The sequence below is a fragment of the Streptomyces sp. HNM0645 genome (assembly GCF_030056615.1).
Taxonomy (GTDB): domain Bacteria; phylum Actinomycetota; class Actinomycetes; order Streptomycetales; family Streptomycetaceae; genus Streptomyces; species Streptomyces marianii.
The window spans coordinates 16276-41454 of record NZ_JASHLT010000038.1; the positions used below are offsets into that span (position 1 = coordinate 16276).

Genomic DNA, 25179 nt, shown 5'->3' on the forward strand with positions numbered 1-25179 from the left:
GGCGCGGGTGGGAGGCCCTTTCACGGCCCGGGGGCGACTCTGGGCCCTCAGTGCTCCGGTTTCTGCGGTCGCAGTGCATGCCGGAGGGCCTTCCGCGCCTGCCCCCGACTGCTCGGCATGAGGTGGGCGTACACCTTCAGGGTCAGGCCCGGATCGGAGTGCCCGAGGTACTCGGCAAGCGCCCTGACGGGAAGCGGTGGGGAACCACGGTGGTCGACGGGCAGCAAGCACGACGACGCCCTCAACCGGATTGCCTGGTCGCGGGGCGTTCACGTGCGGTGGGTGTGGGGCAGCAGCTCGACCCGGTCGGTTGGCTCACCGCAGATGAGCGCGAGCCGGCCACCGGCTTCATCGCCGTCGTCGACTTGGAGCCCGCCACTGGCGAGACCCCGGCTCTCACGACCGCGCCTCCGCTCGGTCCGCGCCCACGGGTGCCGGAGCGGAGGCGCTCTCGTTCCGCGGCTGCTGGGGTAGCGGCGGGTGGGGGAAGCGCCCGGCAGGGGCCGCCGTGGCGCGGTGTCCGGGCCAACCGGCCCGGATGCGGGGGCAGGCGAGGTGAGGGCCGTCGTCCGGCACGAACTGCGAGGGCGTTCTCTTTGACAGGTCCTCGTAGGGGGAGGACGCTGGAAATGCCCTGAAAGTCTGATTAATTCTTTATGGTCGGAGGTGCATGGGAATGCGCCGCAGGATCGTAGCCGCGTTGTCGGCAGGAGCCGCAGGGCTCGCACTCGGAGTGATGCCGGCAACCGGGGCGTACGCCGCGAGCCAGGTCACGGCTGATCGTGGATGTTCCGACTGGAGGGGCGGGGGCTGCGGTTACTACGACGACTACCGCGACTACCGGCACCACGATCGGTACTACGACCGGTACTACGACAACTTCGACAGGAACTTCAACGACGTCGTGGTCATCCTCGTCGCCGTGAGGTGAGCACGGGCGACAGCGCGATCGGCAGTGAACCACCCCCGGGCGGGGGAGGGTTCGTTGTTGGCGTGCGCGTATGACCTTGCGCCTGGAGAAAATCACGCCGGACAACGTGGAAGCCGCGCTCAGGCTGCGCGTTCGGCCTGAGCAGGAGAGGAACGTCGAGCCGGTCGCGGTCTCGCTCGCCGAGGCGTACGCGTGGGGCGACACGGCTTGGCCGCGGCTGATGGTCGACGGGGACCGGCCCGTGGGCTTCGTCATGGCGTTCCTCGACATCGCGTGGAACCCGGCCGCGGACCCCGAGGACCGGCGCAGCGGTCTGTGGCGCCTGAACATCGCCGCGGACGGACAGGGACGCGGGTACGGGCGCTTCGCAGTGCGCGCCGTCGCCGAGGAGATCAGGCGGCGCGGACGGGACCGCCTCTTCACGACCTGGGAACCGGGGGATGCCGGGCCCGGCGCGTTCTACCTGAAGCTGGGCTTCCGGACCACCGGCGAGACGAGTGGTGGCCAGACCGTGGGGGTACTGGACCTGGCTGCCGCCTCGTGAGCGGCCATGGGTCTCGGTAGCGCGATCCGCTCCGGCCGCTCGCACCGGGCCGTCCGACGGCCGTTCATCACGAGAGGCCGTTCGCCCCGGCAGGCCGTTGGGCCCGGCAGGGCCGATGGGCCCCGTCCACGCGGACGGGGCCCATCGGGCGCACGGACGGTCAGCCGCACTGGCACGGCGCGCCCGACTGGCAGCCGCAGCCGCAGCCCGAGCCGCAGCCGCAGGCACCGAGCAACGGGAGCCGGCGCGGCTCCCGGGGCACTTCGACGGACACTTCCTGGCGCGGGTCGGTCGTGGGGGAGTCGGCCATGGGATCCTCCTCAAAGGCGCACATTCGACGCCTCTCCCCATTGCATGCCCACTCGACCCGGCGCATCAACGGCGCACGGAGGCCATGCCGACGTGAGCCGTTCGTGCCCGCCCGGCCGAAGCGCCGCTCGACGGCGCGCCGCCGGGCCCGGTCGAAGTACCGTTCGCACGCCGCAGCCCACAGCTGACCGGGCCTGTCACCTGCTCCCGACCTCGACGCCCCGTCGGCCGGTCACGCGCCCTCGACCCGCGTCTCCGGCTGCAGTTCGTCCGCGTGCTCGCCCGTGACCAGGTACACGACGCGCTTGGCCACGGCCACGGCGTGGTCGGCGTACCGCTCGTAGTAGCGCCCGAGCAGCGTGACGTCGACCGCGGTCTCGATGCCGTGCTTCCAACGGTCGTCGATCAGATGCGTGAAGAGGGTGCGGTGCAGCAGGTCCATCTCGTCGTCGTCGGTCTCCAGCTGGAGCGCCAGGTCGACGTCCTTGGTGATGATGACCTCCGCGGCCTTCGCCATCAGACGCTGCGCGAGCTGCCCCATCTCCAGGATGGTCGCGTGCAGGTCCCGCGGGACCGCCGATTCCGGGAAGCGCAGCCGGGCGAGCTTGGCCACGTGCTGGGCCAGGTCGCCGGAGCGCTCCAGGTCCGCGCTCATCCGCAGCGAGGTCACCACGATGCGGAGGTCCGTCGCGACGGGCTGCTGGCGGGCGAGCAGGGCTATCGCCCGGGCCTCCAGGTCGTGCTGCAGATCGTCGACCTTCTGGTCCGCGGCGATCACACTCTCCGCGAGCTTGAGATCGGCGTCGAGCATGGCCGTGGTGGCGCGCCCGATCGCCGAGCCGACCAGCCTGGCCATCTCGACGAGGCCCTCGCCGATCGAGTCCAGTTCCTCGTGGTACGCGTCCCGCATGGGGGTTCCCTCTCTTGAATGCGTCAGGGGTCCGGGTGGGGCTGAACCCCCACGCTCCCACGTTCCGTCCGCAACGCGTCCGGATCCACCCTCCCAAGTGAACCGCTCCCCTCCCCTCGGTGAACTCTGGGCGACGACTGTTCGAGGTGCCACTCGGATGGTTGGGAGAGCCGCGGCGAGGGTGCATAACCTGGATGCATGGACGTGAACGCGGCGGTCGCCGCATTGGCTGCGATCGCCGGGGCGTGCACCGGCGTGATCGCCATGCTGGCGTTCCGCTGGAGCGAGCGCGACCAGGCGAGACCCACCCGCAGCTCCCTGCACACGGACGCCGTGCTGCCGCCCGGCGTCGACACCGTGCTCTCCGTGCTGCGCTCCTCGGCGGTCGTGCTCGACGAGAGCGACTCCGTCGTCAAGGCCAGCTCGGCCGCGTACGCGCTCGGCCTGGTCAGGGGCGGGAAGCTGGCCGTGGAGCCCATGCTCCACATGGCCCGCGACACGCGCCGCGACGGCGAGATACGGCAGGTGGAGCTCGACCTGCCGCGGCGCGGCACCGGACGCGGCGAGGCGCTCGCCGTCTCCGCCCGGGTCGCGCCGCTGGGCTCCCGGCTGGTGCTGCTCCTCGTGGAGGACCTCACCGAGGCCCGGCGCATCGAAGCGGTACGGCGCGATTTCGTCGCCAATGTGAGCCATGAGCTCAAGACGCCGGTCGGCGCGCTCTCCCTGCTCTCCGAGGCCGTCATGGACGCCTCCGACGACCCTGAGGCGGTCACCCGCTTCGCCGGCCGGATGCAGATCGAGGCGACCCGGCTCACCAACCTCGTACAGGAGCTCATCGACCTCTCCCGGGTGCAGAACGACAACCCGCTGGAGGACGCCGAGCCCGTACGCGTGGACGAACTGGTCGCGGAGGCCATCGACCGGTCCCGCCACACGGCGTCCACCAAGCAGATCACCATGGCCGTCGGGGGCACCGCCCGGGGCGACGGCACCGCCGGCCTGCATGTCTGGGGCAACCGGGGCCAGCTGGCGGCGGCCCTCGGCAATCTCGTCGAGAACGCCGTCAACTACTCCCCGGCCCGCACGCGCGTCGGCATCGCCGCACGCCGTGTCACCGCACCCGGCGGGGACCAGATCGAGATCGCCGTGACCGACCAGGGCATCGGCATCTCGGAGAAGGACCGCGAGCGGATCTTCGAACGCTTCTACCGCGTCGACCCCGCCCGCTCCCGCGCGACCGGCGGCACCGGTCTGGGCCTGGCCATCGTCAAGCACGTGGCCGCCTCGCACGGCGGGGAGGTCACGGTGTGGAGCACGGAGGGCCAGGGCTCCACCTTCACCCTGCGGTTGCCGGAGGCGGGCTCCGTCAGGGACCGTACGCAGGTCCCGGGCGGCCATCATGTCGACGACGGACCGTACGACTCCGATCCGGCCTCCGATCCCGATCCCGATCCCGACCCCGACTCCGGTCCCGATTTCGCTCCCGGCTCCGGTCCCGATCCCGACGCCGCCTCCGCTCACCGGGCAGATCCCGGTGCGGAGCCGGGCCACCGCCGCGATCCGGACTCCGACTCCCCTCCCGGTCCTCATCTTCGGACCCCACCACGCGAACCACTGCCTGCCCCGGAGGTCCTTCCGTGACCCGAGTGCTCGTCGTCGAGGACGAGGAATCCTTCAGCGACGCTCTTTCCTACATGCTCCGCAAGGAGGGCTTCGAGGTCGCCGTCGCGACCACCGGGCCCGAGGGGCTCGACGAGTTCGAGCGCAACGGAGCCGACCTCGTCCTGCTCGACCTGATGCTGCCGGGACTGCCCGGCACCGAGGTCTGCCGCCAGTTGCGCGGCCGGTCCAACGTCCCGGTCATCATGGTCACGGCGAAGGACAGCGAGATCGACAAGGTCGTCGGCCTGGAGATAGGGGCCGACGACTACGTGACGAAGCCCTTCTCCTCGCGGGAGCTGGTCGCCCGCATCCGCGCGGTCCTGCGCCGCCGCGGCGAGCCGGAGGAGGTCGCCCCGGCGGCACTGGAGGCCGGACCGGTGCGTATGGACGTCGACCGCCACGTCGTCACCGTGGCGGGCGGCAAGGTCGACCTTCCGCTGAAGGAGTTCGACCTCCTGGAGATGCTCCTGCGCAACGCGGGCCGCGTGCTGACCAGGATGCAGCTGATCGACCGGGTCTGGGGCGCGGACTACGTGGGTGACACCAAGACCCTTGACGTCCACGTCAAGCGCCTCCGCGCCAAGATCGAGCCCGACCCGGGCGCCCCGCGCTACCTGGTGACGGTGCGCGGCCTCGGCTACAAGTTCGAGCCGTAGACCGGTCCCGGCCGCGCCCGCGGTCGCTCGGGCGGCGCTCCGGCGCCGCCCGACACCTGCGAAGGCGGCCCCGCCAGGAAGTCCTGGCGGGGCCGCCTTCGTCTGCTCGGTGCGGCGTCGGGACACGGCGTGTGAGGCGGGGGGTGTCGCGCCCCGCCTCACACGCCGTGGGCGACGGGCGTCAGTGACCCGCGTCCTGGGACGCGGAGGCGGAGTCCGACGGGGTCGGCTCGCCGCTCTGCTCAGCGTCCTCCGGCTCCCCGCTCTCGCCGTTCCCGGCCTCGTTGCCGTGGGCGCCCTCCGCGGGGGCCGAGCCCGTCGGGCTGGCGGCCGGGGACGAGGCCGGGGGCTGGGGCAGGCTGGACGGACCGTAGTCGCGGTAGTAGCCGGCGGCCGGGACGACGAAGGCGTCGATCGTGACGTCGCCGGTCTCGCTGAAGCGGAAGACGATCCGCTGGACGTCGCCGAGCCGGCCGGCCTCGGTGCTGTTGTCGATGACGCCGGAGGGGTTGCCCTTGCCGCCCAGGACGACCGAGCCGCCGGGCGCCAGCGTGATCGGGCCGGAACCGGTGGCGGCGGACAGCTTCACCGTCGACTTGGTGCCCGGCAGCGTGACGGAGTCGAGCGTCTGCTCCTTGGTGCCGTCGTTGAACAGGGTCGCCGACACGGCGGCCTGGCCCTGGACGCCGGGCTGCGGCTGGGTGATCACCGTCGCGTTCTGGATCTTGATGTCGCCCACCGAGGTCTCGGCGTTGTCCGGCCTGACGCCGAGCGTCTGCGCGTCATTGCCCGCGGCGCATGCGGAGAGGGAGGCGATCGAGATCAGGAGGGCAGTCGCGGCGAGGGCGCCGCGTCGAAGGCTGCTGCTCACGGCGGCGGCATCTCCTAGGACGTACGGACGGGGTGAAGATCGGTCAGCGGGCTTAGGTTACCGACCCCCCGTCGGCGCCCCGCACCCGACCCGCCCCGACACGGCGGGGGCGCCCCGGCCTCCCTCCCGCGGCCGGATCCGAACTGTGCGCCAGGCCGGATTTCATCCGTCGTTCACATAAGCGTCGTCGCCAATTCCGCGGCCGCCGCGCATTCCGCCGGAAAGCCGCGACGGGGCCACGGTGATCTTCCTGTGATCCTCCGGCGATCTCCGGATGATCAATTCGGGATTCCTTCTCGGGTGTCCCGCCGGACGGGTGACCGAGCCTCGAACGGAGTAGACGAAGTAGACTGCTGAGAACCCGGCAAATCGGGACTTTCGTCCGCTCTGAAGGGGGTTGTGAGGCGGGTAACGCCCGCGTTTCCGGGCGCCCGTGCAGCCGCTCCCACCTGCGAATACCCTCTTCCGGAAGCCGCCCGCAGCACGTCCCTGTTGCTGTTGTCAAGCCCCGAGATATGCCCTGACCTGCGAAAACGTCATTCAGAAGAAGCCGTTCTCGTGTTACCCTGGATAGCCACGGAAGGGGTACCTGTCACATGACGTTCAAGGTTGGCGACACCGTGGTCTATCCCCATCACGGGGCCGCGCTGATCGAGGCCATCGAAACTCGCCAGATCAAAGGCGTGGACAAGACCTACTTGGTGCTCAAGGTCGCCCAGGGCGACTTGACGGTTCGTGTGCCGGCGGACAATGCGGATCTCGTCGGCGTGCGCGACGTGGTCGGTCAGGACGGGCTGGACCGGGTCTTCGACGTGCTGCGTGCGCCGTACGCCGAGGAGCCGACGAACTGGTCCCGTCGCTACAAGGCAAATCTCGAGAAGCTCGCCTCCGGCGACGTCATCAAGGTCGCCGAAGTGGTGCGTGACCTGTGGCGCCGCGAGCGTGAGCGCGGTCTCTCCGCCGGAGAGAAGCGCATGCTGGCCAAGGCTCGCCAGATCCTGGTGAGCGAGCTGGCTCTCGCGGAGAACACCAACGAGGACAAGGCCGAGGCCCTGCTCGACGAGGTCCTCGCGTCCTGACGCGCGTCCTGCTGTGAAGCAGGGCCTGAAGCCGGTGGTCCGGCGCCAGGCGCGTGTCCACGGTGCAGAACTGAATGCCGCGGTGCCCGCTGACCCAGCTGGAAGGTTGTGTCGCCGGGCACTGCGGCATGTTCACCGCGCCCACCGCTCGTCGTTCCGTTCCCTGCTGTGTGCCCCCCGTCCCCTGCCTGCCCTCCGGCGTGCCGGGCCGGGCGGACGGCCGGCTCGACCGGTCGTCACGGAAGGGTCCGGTCGAGGGCGTCGCGCCCGGCGCTCCCCAACCCTCGGTCGGGGTACGCCCAGGCCATACCCATATCGGCCGAGTGAACAAACCTGGCCATGTCAATTCCCCCTGGGCATGCCGAAAAAGGAGGCCGTTCCTTTCCGGCCTCCGGCGGCTTCCCGCGACTTCCCGCGACTTCCCGCGACTTTGATCTCCGGAGTGGAACCGATGTCAGAACAGACGCGCACGGGCCGCACCGCCGTGGTGATTCCCGCGGCAGGCCGGGGCGTCCGGCTCGGCCCGGGCGCCCCCAAGGCGCTCCGCGCGCTCAACGGCACGCCCATGCTGATCCACGCCGTACGCGCCATGGCGGCCTCACGCGCCGTATCGCTCGTCGTCGTGGTCGCCCCTCCGGACGGCGCCCCCGAGGTCAAGAACCTCCTCGACACGCACGCGCTCCCCGAGCGGACCGACTACCTCGTCGTGCCGGGCGGCGACACCCGCCAGGAGTCCGTGCGCCTCGGCCTCGAAGCCCTTCCCGAGACCGTCGGCACCGTCCTCGTGCACGACGCGGCCCGCCCGCTCGTCCCCGTCGACACCGTCGACGCGGTGATCGCGGCCGTGCTCGACGGGGCGCCGGCCGTCGTCCCCGCCCTGCCGCTCACCGACACCGTCAAGGAGGTCGAGCCGCGGGAGAAGGGGGAGCCCGAGCCCGTCGTCGCCACCCCCGAGCGCGCGCGGCTGCGCGCCGTGCAGACGCCGCAGGGCTTCGACCGCGACACGCTCGTCCGCGCCCACGAGGCCGTCGCGGTCAGCGGTGAGGGCGCCACCGACGACGCGGGGATGGTCGAGCGGCTCGGCGCCCCGGTGGTGGTCGTGCCCGGCCACGAGGAGGCGTTCAAGGTGACCCGTCCGCTCGACCTCGTTCTGGCCGAGGCCGTGCTCGCCCGCAGGAGGGCCAACGATGGCTTCTGACCCGCCCGTGCCGCCCGCGGCGCCCACCCCCGTCCTGCCGCTCGTCGGCATCGGCACCGACGTCCACGCCTTCGAGCAGGGCCGCGAGCTGTGGTGCGCGGGACTCCTCTGGGAGGACTCCGACGGCTGGGGCCTCGCCGGCCACTCCGACGGGGACGTGGCCGCCCACGCCGCCTGCGACGCCCTGTTCTCCGCCGCGGGCGTCGGCGACCTCGGCGCACACTTCGGGACGGGCCGGCCCGAGTGGTCCGGCGCCTCCGGTGTCACGCTGCTCGCCGAGGCGGCGAGGATCGTGCGGGCCGAGGGCTTCGAGATCGGCAACATCGCGGTGCAGGTCATCGGCGTGCGTCCGAAGATCGGCAAGCGTCGGGACGAGGCGCAGAAGGCGCTGAGCGCCGCGGCGGGCGCTCCGGTCGCGGTCTCCGGCACGACGACCGACGGGCTCGGGCTGACCGGCAGGGCCGAAGGGCTGGCCGCGATCGCCACGGCACTCGTCTTCCGCGCGTCCTGAGCCGTACGGGACCCTCGGTGGGGTAGACGCGGTTGTGACGTCAACGAACTCCTGCGCACGCATCCCGGTGCGCCGAAGTCCAGGAAGGACCCCACCGTGACCGCCGCACTCAGCGACAAGCTCAAGGACATCCTCGACGGCCCCGTGTTCGTCGATCTCGCCACCATCCAGCCCGACGGCAGTCCTCAGGTCTCCCCGGTCTGGGTCAAGCGGGACGGCGACGACCTGCTGATCTCCACGACCCTCGGCCGGCGCAAGGAGAAGAACCTCCGGCGCGACCAGCGGGCCACCGTGGTCGTCCAGCCCTTCGACGAGCCGTACGTCTACGCCGAGGTCCGCGGTACCGTCACCCTCACCGAGCAGGGCGGCCAGGAGCTGATCGACGAGCTGTCGATGAAGTACACCGGCAAGAGGTACGCCGAGTTCAACCCGGAGTCGGGCAAGGACGCGCCGCGGGTGGTCGTCCGGATCACGCCGCGGAAGGTCGTCGGACCGCTCGCCTGAACCGGCCGCAGGTCGTGGTCCGCCGCCCCGGTCACAATCCAGTCCCCGCGTCCCGCAAGGGCGCGGGGCACTGCCGGCGGCCCACTACTCTTGAGGCGTGACTATTCGGCTGTACGACACCAGCGCCCGGCAGATCCGCGACTTCGTCCCGCTCACGCCGGGCTGTGTCTCGATCTACCTGTGCGGCGCGACCGTGCAGTCCGCCCCGCACATCGGGCACATCCGGTCCGGACTCAACTTCGACATCATGCGCCGCTGGTTCGAGTACCGCGGCTACGACGTCACGTTCGTCCGCAACGTGACGGACATCGACGACAAGATCATCACCAAGGCGGCCGACCAGGGACGCCCCTGGTGGGCGATCGGGTACGAGAACGAGCGCGCGTTCAACGCGGGCTACGAGGCCCTCGGCTGCCTGCCGCCCAGCTACGAGCCGCGCGCCACCGGCCACATCACCGAGATGGTCGAGATGATGCGCGGCCTCATCGAGCGCGGCCACGCCTACGAGGCCGACGGCAACGTCTACTTCGACGTGCGGTCGTTCCCCGGCTACCTCGAACTCTCCAACCAGGACATCGACGATCTGCGTCAGCCCACCGGGGAGAACGAGACCGGCAAGCGCGACGCACGCGACTTCGCCATGTGGAAGGCGGAGCGGCCGGGTGAGCCGTCCTGGGAGACCCCGTGGGGACGCGGCCGGCCCGGCTGGCACCTGGAGTGCTCGGCCATGGCCCACAAGTACCTCGGTTCCGCCTTCGACATCCACGGCGGCGGGCTCGACCTGGTCTTCCCCCACCACGAGAACGAGATCGCGCAGGCCAAGGCCTTCGGCGACGACTTCGCGTCGTACTGGGTGCACAACGCCTGGGTGACCATGAGCGGCGAGAAGATGTCGAAGTCGCTCGGCAACTCGGTTCTCGTCAGCGAGATGGTGAGGAACTGGCGGCCCATCGTCCTGCGCTACTACCTGGGCACCCCGCACTACCGCTCGATGATCGAGTACAGCGAGGAGGCCCTGCGCGAGGCCGAGTCCGCGTTCGCGCGGATCGAGGGCTTCATCCAGCGGGTCACCGAGAAGGCGGGCAAGACGGTCGCTCCGGCCGCCGAGGTGCCGCTCGCGTTCGCCGAGGCCATGGACGACGACCTGGGCGTCCCCCAGGCGCTCGCGATCGTCCACACCACCGTGCGCCAGGGCAACTCGGCGCTGGCCGCCGACGACAAGGAAGAGGCCGTCGCCCGGCTCGCCGAGGTGCGTGCCATGCTCGGCGTCCTCGGTCTCGACCCGCTGGACCCGCACTGGGCCGGCGAGGCCGACCGCGGCGAGGACCTGCACGGCGTGGTCGACACGCTCGTCCAGCTCGTCCTCCAGCAGCGCGAGTCGGCACGGGCGCGCAAGGACTGGGCCACCGCCGACGCGATCCGCGACCAGTTGAACCAGTCCGGGCTGGCCGTCGAGGACGGCCCCGACGGACCGCGCTGGACACTCGCACCGCGCTGACCGGCGACAATGTGCCGCCCGGGGATCCGGGCGGCACACTTTCATACGTACGTACACACGCACATGGGACCCGAGCGGCACCGTCCGGGACCCACGAGGATCCAGGGAAACAGGTAGTCATGGCCGGGAACAGCCAGCGCAGGAACCGCCGCACGTCCAACAAGAAGGGCGCGACGGTCGGCAGCGGTGGCAAGCGGCGCCGCTCCCTCGAGGGCAAGGGCCCGACCCCGCCCGCGTCCGCGCGCAAGGGCCATGTGAAGAACCGCATCGCCAACGCCAAAGCCAAGCAGGCCCAGCGGCGTCCCGTCGCCCGCCGCGGCGGCAAGGGCTCGTCCGAGATGGTCGTCGGACGCAATCCCGTCTTCGAGGCGCTGCGCGACGGCGTGCCCGCGACGACCCTGTACGTCCAGCAGTTCATCGACAACGACGAGCGGGTGCGCGAGGCGCTGCAGCTCGCCGGGGAGCGCGGCAACATCCACCTGATGGAGGCGCCGCGCGCCGAGCTGGACCGGATGACGAACGGGCTCAACCACCAGGGCCTCGTCCTGCAGGTCCCGCCGTACGAGTACGCCCACCCCGAGGACCTCGCGGCCGCCGCCTTCGACGACGGCGAGGACCCGCTGATCGTGGCCCTCGACGGGGTCACCGACCCGCGGAACCTGGGCGCCGTCGTCCGTTCCGTGGCGGCGTTCGGCGGACACGGCGTGGTGGTGCCCGAGCGCCGGGCGGCGGGTATGACCGCCGGGGCGTGGAAGACCTCCGCCGGTACCGCGGCCCGCACTCCGGTGGCCCGTGCCACCAATCTGACCCGGGCCCTGGAGGCCTACCAGAAGGCGGGCATCACCGTGGTGGGCCTCGCGGCGGACGGCGAGGTCGAGGTCGGAGAACTGGAGGCCCTCGACGGGCCGGTCGTCATCGTCGTCGGCAGCGAGGGCAAGGGGCTGTCCCGGCTCGTCGGCGAGACCTGCGACTTCCGCGTCCGCATCCCCATGCCGGGCGGGGCGGAGTCGCTCAACGCCGGGGTCGCGGCGGGCGTGGTCCTCTACGAGGCGGCGCGCCGCCGGGGCTGACGGAGGCCGCCGGCACCTCGGACCCGGGGCGGGAACGCCCCGGCGGAGGCCGCCGGCGGTACGGAGCCGGGGGCGTGTGTCCCCGTCGGCGCACGTCCGGGGTGTATGCCCGGCGCACACTCCGCGCCGGGCCGCAGGGCGGTACCCGAGCCGGGAACGATCTTGACGGGTCTCGGACATTCCGGGGCCGTCAAGGCAGTGTCCTAAGGACAGGTCACTCGGTTAGATGAGTGTGGACACCAGAACGCCCCGGCCCGGGTTCGACGATCAGCTCCCCCTGAACACGCCCAAGGTGGACTGCGACCCGGCGCAGGTCATCGTGAACCACGCCAGCTTCCGGGTGAAGCTCGGCCCCAGTCAGACCAGGCGCCCCGTCCGGGGGATGGTCGACACCACCAGGATCCCCGCCCTCAGCGGTGCCGGTGCGCGTACCGTGGCGCGGCGCCGGGCACCCGTCGTATGGAGCGGGAGGTCGGCCCCGGGCGACCCCGGAGCCTCGGGGCTGCTGCAGGCCGTGCGCAGTGCGGGATCCGTCACCCGTGGCGGGCGCGCGTTCGACGCCCCCCGGCCCTTCGACGGCGGACACGGCCTCGACCTCGGCGCCGCCACGCAGGTCATGCCCCGGGTCGACGTGGCCTCCGCCCCGGACACCCTGGCCACTCCCGTCATCGGCGCCCAGCGCCGGGAGCCGCTGCTGCCCCCGATGCGGCAGGCGGAGGGCGCGTACGACGCCTACGAGCCGTACGGCGAGGAGGCCGAGGAGGCGACCGACTTCGGTCCCCGCGACGGCCGTGAGGCCCGCGACGGCCGCCGGACCGCGACCGCCTCGCACGGCGGCGTCCGGCACGCCTACTACCCCGGCCGCCGGATGAACCTCGGCGTCGTCCTGCTCCCGCTCCGTGTCTTCCTCGGTCTCATCTCCGTCTACGCCGGCATGGGCAAGCTCTGCGACCCCGTCTACTTCGACGGCGGAGAGCGCGGCTCCATGATCAAGTGGCTGGCCTCCCTGGAGCCCTGGACCCTCGCGGAGCCCCTGCGCGACTTCGCCCTCGCCCACCCGGTCGGCGCGGGGCTCACCGTCGCGTTCCTCCAGGTCGTGGTCGGTGTGCTCACCGTCCTCGGTCTGTGGCAGCGTGTCGCGGCCGTTGTGGGCGCGTCGCTGTCCGCCGCCCTGATCATGACCGTCAGCTGGCGGACGGTCCCGGTGTACGACGCGCCGGACATCATGAACCTCGCCGCCTGGTCCCCGCTGATCATCGCCGGCGCACCCGTCTACTCCGTCGACGGCCGCCTCGCGGGCGAGGCCTGGCGCAAGCTCGGCCCGCGTTCCGAACTGTGGGAGCTGCGGCGCCGTGTGCTGCGGCGCGGCGGCATCCTCGCCGCCGTCGTCGTCGGTCTGGCGCTGCTGGTGGGATCGGTCCTGGGCGGCGCCGTACGCTCCACGGAACTCGTGACCGTCCCGGGCCCGAACGTGGACCCGACCAACCATCTCCCGGGCGCCGCGCTTCCCAGCGAGTCGGGCCGGCGCAGCCCGACCCAGCAGGCCGAGCGGAGCGCCCAGCCCGCCAGGAGCGAGTCGAGCAGCCCCGCCGCGGAGCGGGCCGAGCCGTCCGAGTCGGCCGGCGAGACCGGCAGCGCCGGCGAGGTGGGCCGGCCCAGTGAGTCCCGGGGTACCGACGGGCAGCAGGCGCCCGTCCAGTCCGAGCCCCTGGACCCGCCGTCCGGCAGCTCTGGCCCGTCCTCGTCCGGAGCCGGTGACTCGGGCGGCACGGACGGCGGTACGGGCGGTTCGGTCGGCGGCTCCGACGGGGGAGGCGGCAACGGCGGTACGGGTGGCGGCAACGGCGGTGGCAGCGGCGGCAACCGGAACCCGATCGGCGGACTCCTCGGCTAGTGCTGTGACCGGGAAGGTTCGCCGGGGTGGCGGTTGGAGCGCTTGGATGTGCGGTGACGGTCGTTCCGACCGCTGGAGGTGTGGTGGCCGAGCCTGTGCGGGTGCGCAGACTGACCGATCAGGAAGGGCAGAAGCTGCAGCAGATCGTGCGCCGGGGCAGTACGAGCTCAGTGCGCTACCGCCGCGCGATGATGCTGCTGGCATCCGCCGGCGGAAACCGCGTCCCGGTGATCGCCCAACTGGTCCAGGCCGACGAGGACACGGTGCGGGATGTAATCCACCGGTTCAACGAGATCGGCCTGGTCTGCCTGGACCCGAACGCCCGCCACCCCGAGGTGCTCGCCGCCCAGCGCAAGGAACGCGCCCGCATCCGCAGCGAGAAGGGCATCCGCTGGGGCGGACGCCCTATGTCCAACGCGGCCTGACCAGGAGCCGGGCCGCATCCCCGGCACATCACTAACCGACCCGCTGCATCGCCTTCCGGTGCCGTTCCGCCATCGCGGCCCCGGACTCGCGACGGGCCATCCTGCGCAGGACGGATGGTGCGAGGAGCAGCCCGGCGACTGCCCAGGCGCCCAGCACGCCCGCTGTCTCCAGGTGCCGCCAGGATTCGCCGATCTCGGCGGCGACCGCATCGGCCGGCAGCAGCGCCGAGCGGAGACCAAGGCCGAGCCAATACACGGGGAACATCTGCCCGACGGTCTGCAGCCACTCAGGCAGCTCGGACAGGGGGAAGTAGATCCCGGAGATCACGATGAGTCCCATCACCGGGAGCATCAGCAAGCCGACGGTGCGCGGACTGCTGACCAGTGAGCCGATGACGGCGCCGATCGGCAGGGTCGCCAGGAGACCCAGCGGCACCACCCACATCAGCGTCAGCAGCGCTCCGCCGCCCTGCCGGGCCACCCCGTCCACCAGGAACACGCCGACGGCGAAGGGGAGGGCCATGGAGACGAGAGCCGTACCCGACACCATGATGATCTTTCCGACCAGGTGGCCGACCATGCCGTGCGGCACGGCCTTGGCCCGCAGCAGGGTGCCGTCCTCGCGCTCGGTCGCGAGCAGCTGTGCCGTGGTCATCATGCCGGTAAACGCGAGCGTCATGCCCAGCATGCTCGGCAGCATGAATGCGCCGGTCGAGATGCCGACGCCCTTCAGCGGGTCGTCCTTGAGTAGGAACAGCGGCACGAGGAGCAGGACCGTCCAGAGTGCGTAGCCGAACACGTCCTGGGCGGTGGTGAAGGTCTGCCGGAGTTCCGTCCAGCCGCGCCGCACTCCTACTCCCGCCGCGTACCACACCGGACTCATCGCGATCCCTCCCCGAAAGCGTGCACCGTCCGCTCATCGGGAACGCTCCCCGCCTCGAGCTCCCGCACCATCGTCAAGTAGGTGTCCTCCAGGCTCGCCCGGCGCACCTCCAGCCCGCCGATCGCCTCGCCGTGCTCCTCGAACAGCCGACGAACGAACCGGGTGGGCTCGGCCGTCGCCTCCTCGAAGGGCCGCCCGGCCCGTGTCCAGCGCACAGTGGCCTCGGCCGATGCCTGCCGAGACAGCTCCTCGGCCGAGCCATCGGCCACGATCCGGCCGCCGGCCAGAATCAGGATCCGGTCAGCGAGCCTCTCCGCCTCGGCAAGGTCGTGCGTGGTCAGCAGAACAGTGGTGTTCTCGTCCGCCAGCCCGCGTACCAGGCCGTGGAACTCGTTCCTCGCCTCCGGGTCCAGACCCGCCGTCGGCTCGTCCAAAAACAACACCTCAGGCCTGCCTACGATGCCGACGGCCACGTCGAAACGCCTGCGCTGCCCGCCAGACAGAGTTCCGACCCGCTTGTCCGCCTGCTCGGTCAGACCCACTGCGGCGAGGAGCTCGTCAACGTCCCAGGGCCGCCGCACAAGGGCGGTGGAGTACGGCGCGTAGTACGAGCCAAGATGGGCCAGCAGTTCCCGCACCCGCCACTTGCCGTGGTCGCGCCAGGACTGCAACACGATGCCCAGGCGCGCACGCCACTGCTCGTCCCCGCCAGCCGGATCGGTGCCGAGGACGGTCACGTCACCGGCCGAGCGCATCCGGAAGCCTTCCAAGACCTCGATCGTGGTCGTCTTGCCCGCGCCGTTCGGGCCGAGCAGCAGGACGACTTCGCCTCGTCGGGCCGTGAAGCCGACACCCTTCAATACGTCCTGGCTGCGGTAGCGCATCCGCAGATCCCGTACGGCGATGACCGTGTCGCTCTCTGGCGGTGGGCTGCTCCCAACCCCGGATAAGGCGTGAGCGGTCGTCATCGGTGTTCCCCCGTCCCTCTCGTGGTCCGTTCTCTGGGATCAGGGGCCGGAGGCCGTGCCGACGTCTGTGGTCATGGGACGTGTCTACGGCCGTGGCTGCCACCTGGCAGCAGCCGTTCGGGCCCTCCCGGACGAACACATTACCGAACGGATCAGGTATCTCATCCTGTTCCACCGACCCGGCGAACGTTCCCGGTCAGAGCACTAGTAGTGCTTGGTCAGGTTGGTTGTGGCGGTGCGTGTCCTGTGGGCTCGGTGTGGCGTTGAGTCTGCGTGACTCCGATGGCTGCCCGGCTCGGGGAGGACGGCAATCGTCAGGCTCTGGCCAACTTCATCACCACCAGCCCCTGGGACCCGGCACACATCCGGGCCCAGCTCGCCTGGCGGATGGAGGAGGCCATCGGGCCGGACGCCCTGGTCGTCGACGACACTGGGTTCCTGAAGGACGGGACTGCCTCGGCATGCGTGTCGCGGCAGTTCACCGGCACCGCGGGCAAGGTCACCAACTGCCAGGTCGGCGTCTCGCTCCACCTCGCGTCCGACCGCGCCTCGGCAGCGGTCAACTGGCGGCTGTTCTTGCCCCAGACCTGGGATCCCGCCTCACCGAAGGCCGATGCGGCCAAGGTCGCCCGCCGCACCGCCTGCGGCATCCCGGACGACATCGGGCATGTGGAGAAGTGGCAGCTGGCCCTGGACATGCTCGATGAGACCCGCTCTTGGGGCATCGAGGTGCCGCTGGTCGTTGCGGACGCCGGATACGGCGACGCCGCCGCGTTCCGGCACGGAGTGCAGGCCCGCGGCATGAACTACGTGGTGAGCATCTCCACCACGCTCACAGCCCAGCCCGCCGACGCGGTGCCGGTGGCCGAGCCGTACTCCGGGACCGGACGCCCACCGGTGGCGAAGTATCCCGAGAGGCCACGGTCGGTGAAGGAGCTGGTCATCGCGGCGGGACGGAAGGCGGCCCGGCCGGTGCAGTGGCGGGAGGGCTCCCGGCCCGGCACCGGCCGCTCGGGCCGCAAGCGCATGTACTCCCGCTTCGTGGCCCTGCGCATCCGGCCCGCCGGACGCGAGGTCCGCCAGGCCACCGACGGCCCGGAACTGCCCGAATGCTGGCTGCTGGCCGAATGGCCCGCCGCCGAGGCCGAGCCGATCCAGTTCTGGCTGTCCGACCTGCCCTCCGACACCCCGCTGACCACCCTGGTCCGGCTCGCCAAGCTCCGCTGGCGCATCGAGCACGACTACCGGGAGATGAAGCAGACCCTGGGCCTGGCCCACTTCGAGGGCCGCACCTGGAACGGATGGCACCACCACGTCACCCTCGTCTCCGTCGCGCACGCCTTCTGCACCCTGCAACGACTGGCCCGGGCCCCAAAAGACACGGCGCCGGCCTGAGCCTCTACCACGTCGTCCGCGAGCTGCAGACACTCCTCGCGACCTGGACCGGCGCCTGCCCCACCCGCCACCGCGACATACCCACCCCGATGACAACCTGACCAAGCACTACTAGGGCGCGTTGCGAAAGGCCCTCTGGCCCGGGACGCCCGGCACGCAGCGAGGTGCCGTGCGGGGCGTCGCGAGCCGATGGACCCATCCGACCACGGTCCTGGACCGCATACGGCCCAGGACCGGCGGGGAGGGGCGGTCATCGAGCGCGAGTGGTGCTCGGTGACCGCCCCTTCCTCGATGACCGCTTCTGCGGGTCCGGCGTGTGAACGCCCTGCCCGGTTCGCCTTCCCGCCCCGGGACTTACGTCCGCAGGGAGGCCGAGCCCGGCGGAGGAGGCGGCGCACGGGGGAACCGGTGCGGAGCGGCGCGCGCGAGAGATGTGTTGCGAGAGGGGTGGGTTGCGGGGGTGTCGGGGCGAGGCGCGGGCTTCTCAGCGCGGCGGCTGGGAGGTGAGTTCCCTCGCGGCCTCGGTGAGGTCCTTGGCCGTGTCGATCGCCCGCCAGTACGCCCCCTGCGGCAGCGGGAATCCGGCCAGTGAGCGCTCCCGCGCCAGCCGGGGGAACGTGGTCCGCTCGTGGTCGCCGCGGTCGGGCAGCAGATCCGTGAAGGCCGCTGAGAACACGTACACGCCGGCGTTGATCAGATACGGCGACGGCGGCGACTCGATGAAGTCGAGGACATGGCCGAACTCGTCCGTCTCGACGGCGCCCCACGGGATACGGGGGCGGGCCAGGGCGAGCGTGGCAGTGGCGTCGCGTTCCGCGTGGAAGTCGGCCATCTCACGCAGCGAGAAGCGGGTCCAGATGTCGCCGTTCGTCGCGTACCAGGGCTCCTCCGGGTGCGGGAGGCTCTTCGCGGCGTGCTTCAGGCCGCCGCCGCGGCCCAGCGGCTCCGTCTCGACCACGGTCGTGACGCGCAGCGGCAGCACGGCCGAGTCGAGCCACTCCTGCAGTACTTCGGCGAGGTGCCCGCACGAGACCACGACGTCCGTGACGCCTTCGGCGGCGAGCCAGGAAAGCTGATGGCCGATGATCGGGGTCCCCGTTCCGGGGATCTCGACCATCGGCTTGGGGCGGTCGTCGGTGTACGGGCGCAGCCGGGATCCCTGGCCGCCCGCCAGGACCACGGCCTGGGTCGGATGGATCTGCATAGGGGCACGATATGCGGTGCCCCTCCCGCGGGTCCTCCGGCCCCGCCCCTTCGGCCGCTCCCGGCCGGGAGGGCGTCAGCCGCTCCAGTTGCCCTGTGCCTGCTGCGAGACGCCGGCGGCGAAGGAGGTGTCGCAGACGGGGCGGGAGAACGACTGGGCGCGCGTGGGCCCGTAGCGGGCGACGGCGGCACGGCCCAGGTCGCGGGCGATCGTCATACAGTGTCGTGCCAGTGACGGACGGCCCTCGACGGCGCGCTGGAGATTGGTGAGCGCGACCCCCGGGTCCTTCTGCTGCAGGTCCGTGAGGAGCTTCTCGCGGAGGACCTCGTGCGGGGCGCGGGACGCGGCGCGGACCGACACGTTCTCCGAGGACGCGGTGAGCATCTGGGACTCGGTACTGCGGTTCGCCCACGGGACGCTGGTGACCGCCAGGGTTCCGGAGAGCACCAGGACGACGGGCAGGACGAGGGCGAGAGTACGGCCGATACGGCGGGCTGCTGTCTGGGTCACGGAGGCGAGCGTAGCGGCCGGTAGTGGTGTGGGGACATTTAGTCACCCCCGCGAGGGATGTTTCGAGGGAATCTTTCGAATCGCAGGTTGACGCCGGTGTGTGAATAGCCCGGTTTGGCCGGGTATTTATCGGTACATGGCAGCGGCCCCCTCGCGGGAGGCGAGGGGGCCGCTGCCATGTGGCGTCGTGCGTCAGTCGCTCAGGCGCTCGCCCGTCGACGTCGAGAAGACGTGCGTCTCGCCCGGCCGCGGGACGACGTGCACCTCCGAGCCCTTCTCGGGCACGGACCGGCCGTTGACCCGGACCACGAGGTCCTTCATCTCGCCGCCGACCTCGGCGGTGCCGTACACGTAACCGTCCGCGCCGAGCTCCTCGACGACGTTCACGGTCACGGCGAGGCCCGCCGGAGCGTCGTCGGTGTCCTTGGACAGCGACCGGGCGGCGGCTCCGTTCAGCTCCACCACGTCGAAGTGCTCGGGGCGCACGCCGACCGTGACGGTGCGGTCGCCGCGGTCCGCTGCCGCCGACAGCGCCTCGCGGCTCACCGGGACGACGCTGTTGCCGAACTTCACACCGCCGTCGGTGATCGGTACCTCGACGAGGTTCATGGCCGGGGAGCCGATGAAGCCGGCGACGAACAGGTTCGCCGGGCGGTCGTACATGTTCCGCGGCGAGTCGATCTGCTGCAGCAGACCGTCCTTCAGCACGGCGACGCGGTCGCCCATCGTCATGGCCTCGACCTGGTCGTGCGTCACGTACACCGTGGTGATCCCGAGGCGGCGCTGGAGGCTCGCGATCTGCGTGCGGGTGGAGACGCGGAGCTTGGCGTCGAGGTTCGACAGCGGCTCGTCCATGAGGAAGACCTGCGGCTCGCGCACGATGGCGCGGCCCATCGCCACACGCTGCCGCTGACCGCCGGAGAGCGCCTTCGGCTTGCGGTCCAGGTACTCGGTCAGGTCGAGGATCTTCGCCGCCTCCTCGACCTTCTGCCGGATGGTGGCCTTGCTGACGCCGGCGATCTTGAGCGCGAAGCCCATGTTGTCCGCGACGGTCATGTGCGGGTAGAGCGCGTAGTTCTGGAACACCATGGCGATGTCCCGGTCCTTCGGTGGGAGGTGGGTGACGTCGCGGTCACCGATGCGGATCGCTCCGCCGTTGACGTCCTCGAGCCCGGCGAGCATCCGCAGGGATGTCGACTTGCCGCAGCCGGAGGGGCCGACGAGGACGAGGAACTCGCCGTCCTCGATCTCGATTTCGAGGCCGTCGACCGCGGGCTTCGTGGAGCCCGGGTAGATCCGGGTCGCCTTGTCGAACGTGACAGTGGCCATGGTGATGCGTCCCTTCACCGGCAGGAACGTGCCGGACGATCCGAGTAAAGGAAGGATGGGTCTAGTCCACCGAAGTGAACTCCGGGTGACGGTACCCTGCGCCGGCCGTTCTGTCAGTAGTCGGAGGCACCGGAGTTCCCGGTGGGCACGCTCGCTGATCCGGTTACACTCGTCCGCAGTGCCTCCTTAGCTCAGCTGGCCAGAGCAACGCACTTGTAATGCGTAGGTCGTCGGTTCGAATCCGACAGGGGGCTCCAGCGATGCCCCGGCTCAGATGTTCTCTGAGCCGGGGCATCTGGTTTTCGGCGACGCTCGGCCCACTCCATGCGGTTGCCGGTGCAAGACGGTCCGCCGATCATCGTGTCGGTCTTCGACGCGGCGCAGCGGCCTGCCGGAGGCGGCCGAGGGAGGGCCCTCGTTCGAGGCGTCCGTCGACTTCACCTCGGGCACCGAACGGGGACCCACGGTGAGCGTCGTGTCGGACGGCCCGGCGGGCGCATCCCGGCCCCCGACGAGTGGGGCCGACGAGCAGGGCGACGTCGACGACTCCGGCGAGAGGTCCGTCCGCACCGTCTCCAGGGGACGTTCGCCGTCCGGGGGTGCCGGATGCGGTCAGCGGCGGCCCGAGATCCGGTTCGCCAGGGTGGCGATGCGTGCCGTCTCCGCCGTGTGGTGGGTGAGTTCACGGCGGTCGGCGCGGCGGTAGGCGGCGTAGAGGGTGTGGACGCCGAGCCAGCGGAGGGGCTCGGGTTCCCACTTGCGGACCTTGTGGTTGACCCAGGGGAGCGCGGTGAGATCGGTGGGGCCGGCCTGGCCGGAGTCCTGCTGGATGAGGTCGCGGAGGGTGCGGGCGGCGAGGTTCGCCGTCGCCACACCGGAGCCGACGTAGCCGCCCGCCCAGCCGAGGCCGGTTGCGCGGTCCAGGGTGACGGTGGCGCACCAGTCGCGGGGGACGCCGAGGACGCCGGACCAGGCGTGGGTGATCTCCGTGCCGGCGAGCTGGGGGAAGAACCGGACGAGCACCGCCCGGAGGGCGTCGACGGTGGCGGCGCGGGTGCTGCCGTCGTTGTCCGTGCGGGATCCGTAGCGGTAGGGGACGCCCCGGCCGCCGAGCGCGATGCGGTCGTCGGCGGTGCGCTGGGCGTACATGTACGCGTGGGCCATGTCGCCGAGGGTCTCGCGGCCGGACCAGCCGATCTGGTCCCAGACCTCCTCCGGGAGCGGCTCGGTGGCGATCATGGAGGAGTTCATGGGCAGCCAGGTCCGGCGCTGGCGTGCCAGCGAGGCGGTGAAACCCTCGGTGCAGCGCAGGACGTAGGGCGCGCGGACGGTGCCGTACGGGGTGACCGCGTGCTTGGGCCTGATCTCCGTGACGGGGGTGGACTCGTGGACGGTGACGCCGAGTGACTCGACGGCGTCGGCGAGTCCCTTGAGGAGTCTGACCGGGTGCAGCCGGGCGCCGTGCGGGGTCCAGCTGGAACCGACGGCTCCGGCGACACGGACGCGGTCGGCGGTCTCCCGGGCGCCGTACAGTTCGCGGTCCTTCTCGCCGAAGGCGACCTCGGTCGCGTGGAAGGACTTGAGGCGGGCGAGCTGGGCGGGGGTGTAGGCGACCTGGAGGACGCCGCCCCGGTGGACGTCGGCGTCGATGCCTTCCGCCGCGGCGGTGCGGACCACCTCGGCGACGGTGTCGTTCATGGCCTGCTGGAGGCGTACGGCGGCGTCATGGCCGTGGCGGCGGGCGTAGCGGTCGCGGCCCGCGATGCCGTTGTAGAGCCAGCCTCCGTTGCGTCCCGAGGCGCCGTAGCCGCAGAACCTGGCCTCCAGCACGGTGATGTTGAGGAAGGGGACGGCCTTCTTGAGGTAGTACGCCGTCCACAGTCCTGTGTATCCGCCACCGACGATGCACACGTCGGCGGTCGTGTCGCCCGGCAGGGGTTCGCGCGGTGCGGGTATGCCGTCGTCCGCGTACCAGAAGGAGATGCCGCCGTTGATCGTGCTCGTCATGGGCCGTTCGTACACCCGTGGCCGCTCGGCTGTCCAGGCGGGGCGGGAACGGTGTGCGCTCCGGGCCGGCGCGGGCAGGTCCTGCTCAGGCGGGGTCGAGGGCGAGTCGCCCGGTCCTCACCGTCCTCACCGCGAGGCTCGCCGCCTCCAGGGCGCTGGTGAACGACACCTCGGAGAGCAGCCCGGGGGCCGCGACCTGGTCGCCCGCCAGGAAGACGCCGTCGCCCCGGTCGATACGAGGACGGTCCCGCCATGTCGTACCGGGGCGGTCGACGGCCCCCGTGCGGCCCGCGGCGACGGACTCGCGACGCCAGGTGGTGCGTTCGCGCCAGCCGGGGAAGCCGAGGCCGAGAAGGTGTTCCGCGCGGGCGACACCGTCGGCCCGGGTCTCGTCGGGGCCGAGGGGGAACTGGGCCTGGACGAGTTGCTCCCCGGAGGGGGCGAGGGACGGGTCCTGCGCGGTGAAGCGTTCGAGCCAGCCCGGGGCGTCGAGATCGGAGATCGCGAAGGGGTCGCCCCTGCGGCTGCGCAGTGCCAGGTCGACCAGTGCCGTGCGTCCGCTCTCCCAGCGCAGGGTGTCCTCGCCGAGGAGCCGCCGGGCGGCGTCGAGGGAGGTGGCGACGATGACCGGGCCGTCCTCGGGAAGCGTGTCGACCCGGGACCCGGTCTCGATCCGGACGCCCGAGTTCCAGGCGTGGTCGACCATCCGCTCGATCAGGCCTCCCCAGCCGCCGCGCGGGTAGCGGGCCTCGGGCGGGAGCTTCGTCGCGCGACGGAGCCGCTGGTGGACGAAGGCCGCGGAGAGCGAGCCCGGGTCGTGGTGGAACAGCGCGACGGCACTGAGGTTGGCGGCGGCACGCGCGCCCTCCTCACCGACGAGGCCGGCGGCCCAGGACAGGAAGTCGCTGTCCACGGGGGCTTCGCCGGGACCGTGGCGCAGGAGTCGCAGCAGCGCGGCGGGCGGGAGGCGGCGGAGCCGTCCACCGTGGTGGAGCCGCAGCCGGGCGGCTTCCCGCGGAGGGAGCGGGGCGAGCGGCCCGATCAGGTCGCGCTGTGCCAGCCAGGTCCAGTGCGGCCCGCCCGCGTAGAGGGCGTGGGGGCCTTCGTTCGTGCGGTAGGGGCCCTTCGCGGTGCGGGCCCTGCCGCCCGGCGTGCGGTGGGACTCGTGGAGGGTGACACGGGCGCCCGACTCCGCGGCCGTGATGGCCGCGGTGAGTCCGGCGAAGCCGGCGCCGATGACGGTGATGCGGGGCTTGGTGGCCACGGTCTGCTCCGTTCGTCGTCTTTCCCCCTGGGACGGACGGCGGAGCGGGCTTTGTGACATCGGCGCCGGGGCGCTGTCAGTGGTGTGCGTCACCATGGGCCCATGGTGACGAGGACGGGGAAGACACGGGTGGCGGCGGCACGGCGGCCGGCGGTGCGGTTGCCGCCGCTCCGTCCGTACGGGGGCGGCGGGCTGGAGCCGGACGGCGACTACGACGGGCTGGAGCTGGCCGGCCTGGACCTGTCGGCCGGGGACGGGGCGGGCGCGCGGTTCCTGGACTGTGCGCTGCGGGACTGTGTGCTGGACGAGACCTCGCTGGTGAACGCGCGGTTCATCGACTCGGTCCTCACGGGCGTGCGCGGCGTCGGGACGGATCTCGCGGGCGCCTCCCTGCGGGACACGGAGGTCGTGGACGCGCGTTTGGGCGGCGTGCAGCTGCACGGCACGGCGCTGGAGCGCGTCGTGGTGCGGGGCGGGAAGATCGACTACCTGAACCTGCGCAACGCCCGGCTGAAGGACGTGGTGTTCGAGGGGTGCGTGCTGTCGGAGCCGGACTTCGGGGCGGCGCAGCTGGAGCGGGTGGAGTTCCGCGACTGCGTGCTGCGCGGGGCGGACTTCGGCGGAGCCCGGATGCGGGACGTCGATCTGCGGAAGGTGAGCGAACTCGATCTCGCCAGGGGCGTGGAGGGGTTGTCGGGAGCGGTGATCAGTACGGCTCAACTCCTGGACCTGGCGCCGGCGTTCGCGGCGCGGGCAGGGGTGCGAGTGGAGGACTGAGCGCGCAGTGTGCCCCGGGGCGGCTCCGGGGCGGGAAGCCTGCGGGGCATGGGTGCGAGGGGGCCGGATGCCTCAGGGAAGGCGGGGGAAGCGGGCCAGGAGGTCCCAGACGACGGGGTTGTCGGCGAGCCCCTCGTGCATGTCCGTGAGGTCGGCGACGAGGTCGTGCAGGAAGTCACGTGCCTCGCGGCGCAGTTCGCCGTGGTTGAAGGTGAGTGGGGCCTCGTCGCCGGGCATCCAGTCGGCTTCGACGTCCACCCAGCCGAAGCGGCGCTCGAAGAGCATGCGGTCGGTCGACTCGGTGAAGTCGATCTCCGCGTACTGCGGTTGCGCTGCCCGGCTGCCCTTCGGGTCCCGGTCCAGTCGCTCCACGATGTCGCACAGCGCCCATGCGAAGTCGAGCACCGGCACCCATCCCCACGCCGTGGACACCTCACGGTCGGCCTTGGTGTCCGCGAGATAGACGTCGCCGCAGAAGAGGTCATGGCGCAGGGCGTGGACGTCCGCGGTCCGGTAGTCGGTCTGCGGAGGGTCCGGGAAGCGCCGGGAGAGGGAGTAGCCGATGTCGAGCACGCTCCGATGGTGTCACGGCGAAGGGACTCGTTCGCACGTTTGCACGTTCCGAGGCGATTGCCGACGGGTTCCGGGTGGGCGCGGCCCTCGACGCGGCGGTGTCGCTCGCGCGGAGGAGATCCACCGCGGCACTGCCTGTTCCCGAGCGTGAGCCGTACGAGTCCCGGGACACCCGCCCGAGAGTGCGTGCCTCGGCATGCCGGGGAA

23 protein-coding genes, 1 tRNA gene and 3 pseudogenes are annotated in these 25179 nt (G+C 71.5%); 15 read left to right on the plus strand and 12 right to left on the minus strand.

The window, feature by feature from the left end; genetic code table 11:
- Nucleotides 1-47 precede the first annotated feature (47 nt).
- A pseudogene (locus QMZ92_RS24350) lies at nucleotides 48-188 on the minus strand (site-specific integrase); the annotation flags it as partial.
- A gap of 488 nt (nucleotides 189-676) precedes the next feature.
- Between QMZ92_RS24350 and QMZ92_RS24355 the strand changes: the two are divergent.
- Both QMZ92_RS24355 and QMZ92_RS24360 read left to right on the plus strand, forming a co-directional pair.
- Nucleotides 677-931, plus strand: coding sequence for a hypothetical protein (locus tag QMZ92_RS24355; protein WP_283299603.1), 255 nt, complete (start codon nucleotides 677-679; stop codon nucleotides 929-931).
- Between the two features lie 70 nt (nucleotides 932-1001).
- Entirely contained in the window at nucleotides 1002-1475 is a 474-nt protein-coding gene (locus QMZ92_RS24360; protein WP_283299604.1) for a GNAT family N-acetyltransferase, read from the plus strand.
- Nucleotides 1476-1635: 160 nt separating this feature from the next.
- Here the strand turns inward: QMZ92_RS24360 and QMZ92_RS24365 are convergent, their stop codons facing one another.
- Both QMZ92_RS24365 and phoU read right to left on the minus strand, forming a co-directional pair.
- Nucleotides 1636-1785: a hypothetical protein gene (locus tag QMZ92_RS24365; protein ID WP_283299605.1), complete on the minus strand. Its 150-nt coding sequence runs from the start codon at nucleotides 1783-1785 to the stop codon at nucleotides 1636-1638.
- A gap of 231 nt (nucleotides 1786-2016) precedes the next feature.
- Nucleotides 2017-2694: a phosphate signaling complex protein PhoU gene (gene phoU, locus QMZ92_RS24370; RefSeq protein ID WP_283299606.1), complete on the minus strand. Its 678-nt coding sequence runs from the start codon at nucleotides 2692-2694 to the stop codon at nucleotides 2017-2019.
- Between the two features lie 198 nt (nucleotides 2695-2892).
- Between phoU and QMZ92_RS24375 the strand changes: the two genes are divergently transcribed.
- Both QMZ92_RS24375 and phoP read left to right on the plus strand, forming a co-directional pair.
- Nucleotides 2893-4335, plus strand: a complete 1443-nt coding sequence (locus QMZ92_RS24375) for a sensor histidine kinase (RefSeq protein ID WP_283299607.1) — start codon at nucleotides 2893-2895, stop codon at nucleotides 4333-4335.
- Nucleotides 4336-4340: 5 nt separating this feature from the next.
- The gene (gene phoP, locus QMZ92_RS24380) at nucleotides 4341-5012 is read left to right on the plus strand and encodes a two-component system response regulator PhoP (protein WP_472926734.1); all 672 of its coding nucleotides are present in this window, start codon (nucleotides 4341-4343) and stop codon (nucleotides 5010-5012) included.
- A gap of 181 nt (nucleotides 5013-5193) precedes the next feature.
- On the opposite strand, the gene QMZ92_RS24385 is transcribed toward phoP, so the two are convergent.
- Nucleotides 5194-5883: a DUF461 domain-containing protein gene (locus tag QMZ92_RS24385; protein ID WP_283299608.1), complete on the minus strand. Its 690-nt coding sequence runs from the start codon at nucleotides 5881-5883 to the stop codon at nucleotides 5194-5196.
- 596 nt (nucleotides 5884-6479) lie between these two features.
- On the opposite strand from QMZ92_RS24385, the gene QMZ92_RS24390 reads away from it, so the two are divergent.
- From QMZ92_RS24390 to QMZ92_RS24425, 8 genes and pseudogenes are all read left to right on the plus strand, one after another.
- Nucleotides 6480-6962 (plus strand): CarD family transcriptional regulator, encoded by a 483-nt coding sequence (locus QMZ92_RS24390; protein ID WP_017945956.1) that lies wholly within the window; start codon nucleotides 6480-6482, stop codon nucleotides 6960-6962.
- Between the two features lie 451 nt (nucleotides 6963-7413).
- The gene (ispD, locus tag QMZ92_RS24395) at nucleotides 7414-8160 is read left to right on the plus strand and encodes a 2-C-methyl-D-erythritol 4-phosphate cytidylyltransferase (protein ID WP_283299609.1); all 747 of its coding nucleotides are present in this window, start codon (nucleotides 7414-7416) and stop codon (nucleotides 8158-8160) included.
- Nucleotides 8150-8671, plus strand: a complete 522-nt coding sequence (gene ispF, locus QMZ92_RS24400) for a 2-C-methyl-D-erythritol 2,4-cyclodiphosphate synthase (RefSeq protein WP_283299610.1) — start codon at nucleotides 8150-8152, stop codon at nucleotides 8669-8671. Before ispD ends, ispF begins: the two co-directional genes overlap by 11 nt.
- Before the next feature lie 96 nt (nucleotides 8672-8767).
- A complete protein-coding gene (locus QMZ92_RS24405) occupies nucleotides 8768-9175 on the plus strand; it encodes a PPOX class F420-dependent oxidoreductase (protein WP_138054516.1) in 408 nt (135 codons plus the stop codon).
- Nucleotides 9176-9272: 97 nt separating this feature from the next.
- The gene (gene cysS, locus QMZ92_RS24410) at nucleotides 9273-10673 is read left to right on the plus strand and encodes a cysteine--tRNA ligase (RefSeq protein WP_283299611.1); all 1401 of its coding nucleotides are present in this window, start codon (nucleotides 9273-9275) and stop codon (nucleotides 10671-10673) included.
- A gap of 119 nt (nucleotides 10674-10792) precedes the next feature.
- Nucleotides 10793-11743, plus strand: coding sequence for a 23S rRNA (guanosine(2251)-2'-O)-methyltransferase RlmB (rlmB, locus tag QMZ92_RS24415; protein WP_283299612.1), 951 nt, complete (start codon nucleotides 10793-10795; stop codon nucleotides 11741-11743).
- Between the two features lie 226 nt (nucleotides 11744-11969).
- A complete protein-coding gene (locus tag QMZ92_RS24420) occupies nucleotides 11970-13637 on the plus strand; it encodes a DoxX family membrane protein (RefSeq protein ID WP_283299613.1) in 1668 nt (555 codons plus the stop codon).
- A gap of 83 nt (nucleotides 13638-13720) precedes the next feature.
- A pseudogene (locus QMZ92_RS24425) lies at nucleotides 13721-13954 on the plus strand (helix-turn-helix domain-containing protein); the annotation flags it as partial.
- Between the two features lie 139 nt (nucleotides 13955-14093).
- Here the strand turns inward: QMZ92_RS24425 and QMZ92_RS24430 are convergent.
- Both QMZ92_RS24430 and QMZ92_RS24435 read right to left on the minus strand, forming a co-directional pair.
- Complete coding sequence (locus tag QMZ92_RS24430) at nucleotides 14094-14945, minus strand: ABC transporter permease (protein WP_283299614.1); 852 nt, start codon at nucleotides 14943-14945, stop codon at nucleotides 14094-14096.
- Complete coding sequence (locus QMZ92_RS24435; protein ID WP_283299615.1) at nucleotides 14942-15913, minus strand: ABC transporter ATP-binding protein; 972 nt, start codon at nucleotides 15911-15913, stop codon at nucleotides 14942-14944. Before QMZ92_RS24435 ends, QMZ92_RS24430 begins: the two co-directional genes overlap by 4 nt.
- Nucleotides 15914-16186: 273 nt before the next feature.
- Between QMZ92_RS24435 and QMZ92_RS24440 the strand changes: the two are divergent.
- Nucleotides 16187-17308: pseudogene (locus QMZ92_RS24440) on the plus strand (IS701 family transposase); the annotation flags it as partial.
- Nucleotides 17309-17792: 484 nt separating this feature from the next.
- Here the strand turns inward: QMZ92_RS24440 and QMZ92_RS24445 are convergent.
- The 3 genes from QMZ92_RS24445 to QMZ92_RS24455 all read right to left on the minus strand — a co-directional run bounded on the left by QMZ92_RS24445 (nucleotide 17793) and on the right by QMZ92_RS24455 (nucleotide 20351).
- The gene (locus QMZ92_RS24445; RefSeq protein ID WP_283299616.1) at nucleotides 17793-18512 is read right to left on the minus strand and encodes a nucleotidyltransferase family protein; all 720 of its coding nucleotides are present in this window, start codon (nucleotides 18510-18512) and stop codon (nucleotides 17793-17795) included.
- A gap of 75 nt (nucleotides 18513-18587) precedes the next feature.
- Entirely contained in the window at nucleotides 18588-19022 is a 435-nt protein-coding gene (locus QMZ92_RS24450) for a hypothetical protein (RefSeq protein ID WP_283299617.1), read from the minus strand.
- 192 nt (nucleotides 19023-19214) lie between these two features.
- Nucleotides 19215-20351 (minus strand): ABC transporter ATP-binding protein, encoded by a 1137-nt coding sequence (locus QMZ92_RS24455; RefSeq protein WP_283299618.1) that lies wholly within the window; start codon nucleotides 20349-20351, stop codon nucleotides 19215-19217.
- A 180-nt stretch (nucleotides 20352-20531) separates the two neighbouring features.
- Between QMZ92_RS24455 and QMZ92_RS24460 the strand changes: the two genes are divergently transcribed.
- A tRNA-Thr gene (locus QMZ92_RS24460) sits at nucleotides 20532-20608 on the plus strand.
- A 355-nt stretch (nucleotides 20609-20963) separates the two neighbouring features.
- Here the strand turns inward: QMZ92_RS24460 and QMZ92_RS24465 are convergent.
- Nucleotides 20964-22358, minus strand: a complete 1395-nt coding sequence (locus QMZ92_RS24465; protein WP_283299619.1) for an NAD(P)/FAD-dependent oxidoreductase — start codon at nucleotides 22356-22358, stop codon at nucleotides 20964-20966.
- An 85-nt stretch (nucleotides 22359-22443) separates the two neighbouring features.
- Complete coding sequence (locus tag QMZ92_RS24470; protein WP_283299620.1) at nucleotides 22444-23622, minus strand: NAD(P)-binding protein; 1179 nt, start codon at nucleotides 23620-23622, stop codon at nucleotides 22444-22446.
- Between the two features lie 102 nt (nucleotides 23623-23724).
- Here QMZ92_RS24470 and QMZ92_RS24475 point away from each other — a divergent pair, with 102 nt between their 5' ends.
- The gene (locus QMZ92_RS24475; RefSeq protein WP_283299621.1) at nucleotides 23725-24399 is read left to right on the plus strand and encodes a pentapeptide repeat-containing protein; all 675 of its coding nucleotides are present in this window, start codon (nucleotides 23725-23727) and stop codon (nucleotides 24397-24399) included.
- 72 nt (nucleotides 24400-24471) lie between these two features.
- Here the strand turns inward: QMZ92_RS24475 and QMZ92_RS24480 are convergent, their stop codons facing one another.
- Nucleotides 24472-24972 (minus strand): hypothetical protein, encoded by a 501-nt coding sequence (locus tag QMZ92_RS24480; RefSeq protein ID WP_283299622.1) that lies wholly within the window; start codon nucleotides 24970-24972, stop codon nucleotides 24472-24474.
- Between the last annotated feature and the right edge of the window lie 207 nt (nucleotides 24973-25179).

Excerpts from the sequence above, each read along its gene's own strand:
- QMZ92_RS24390 (WP_017945956.1), top strand. The coding sequence starts at position 6,480 with ATGACGTTCAAGGTTGGCGACACCGTGGTCTATCCCCATCACGGGGCC.
- QMZ92_RS24360 (WP_283299604.1), top strand. The coding sequence starts at position 1,002 with ATGACCTTGCGCCTGGAGAAAATCACGCCGGACAACGTGGAAGCCGCG.
- ispD (WP_283299609.1), top strand. The coding sequence starts at position 7,414 with ATGTCAGAACAGACGCGCACGGGCCGCACCGCCGTGGTGATTCCCGCG.
- QMZ92_RS24445 (WP_283299616.1), bottom strand. The coding sequence starts at position 18,512 with ATGCAGATCCATCCGACCCAGGCCGTGGTCCTGGCGGGCGGCCAGGGA.
- QMZ92_RS24355 (WP_283299603.1), top strand. The coding sequence starts at position 677 with ATGCGCCGCAGGATCGTAGCCGCGTTGTCGGCAGGAGCCGCAGGGCTC.
- QMZ92_RS24365 (WP_283299605.1), bottom strand. The coding sequence starts at position 1,785 with ATGGCCGACTCCCCCACGACCGACCCGCGCCAGGAAGTGTCCGTCGAA.
- QMZ92_RS24475 (WP_283299621.1), top strand. The coding sequence starts at position 23,725 with ATGGTGACGAGGACGGGGAAGACACGGGTGGCGGCGGCACGGCGGCCG.
- rlmB (WP_283299612.1), top strand. The coding sequence starts at position 10,793 with ATGGCCGGGAACAGCCAGCGCAGGAACCGCCGCACGTCCAACAAGAAG.
- phoU (WP_283299606.1), bottom strand. The coding sequence starts at position 2,694 with ATGCGGGACGCGTACCACGAGGAACTGGACTCGATCGGCGAGGGCCTC.
- QMZ92_RS24375 (WP_283299607.1), top strand. The coding sequence starts at position 2,893 with ATGGACGTGAACGCGGCGGTCGCCGCATTGGCTGCGATCGCCGGGGCG.
- ispF (WP_283299610.1), top strand. The coding sequence starts at position 8,150 with ATGGCTTCTGACCCGCCCGTGCCGCCCGCGGCGCCCACCCCCGTCCTG.
- QMZ92_RS24455 (WP_283299618.1), bottom strand. The coding sequence starts at position 20,351 with ATGGCCACTGTCACGTTCGACAAGGCGACCCGGATCTACCCGGGCTCC.
- QMZ92_RS24430 (WP_283299614.1), bottom strand. The coding sequence starts at position 14,945 with ATGAGTCCGGTGTGGTACGCGGCGGGAGTAGGAGTGCGGCGCGGCTGG.
- QMZ92_RS24465 (WP_283299619.1), bottom strand. The coding sequence starts at position 22,358 with ATGACGAGCACGATCAACGGCGGCATCTCCTTCTGGTACGCGGACGAC.
- QMZ92_RS24420 (WP_283299613.1), top strand. The coding sequence starts at position 11,970 with ATGAGTGTGGACACCAGAACGCCCCGGCCCGGGTTCGACGATCAGCTC.
- QMZ92_RS24435 (WP_283299615.1), bottom strand. The coding sequence starts at position 15,913 with ATGACGACCGCTCACGCCTTATCCGGGGTTGGGAGCAGCCCACCGCCA.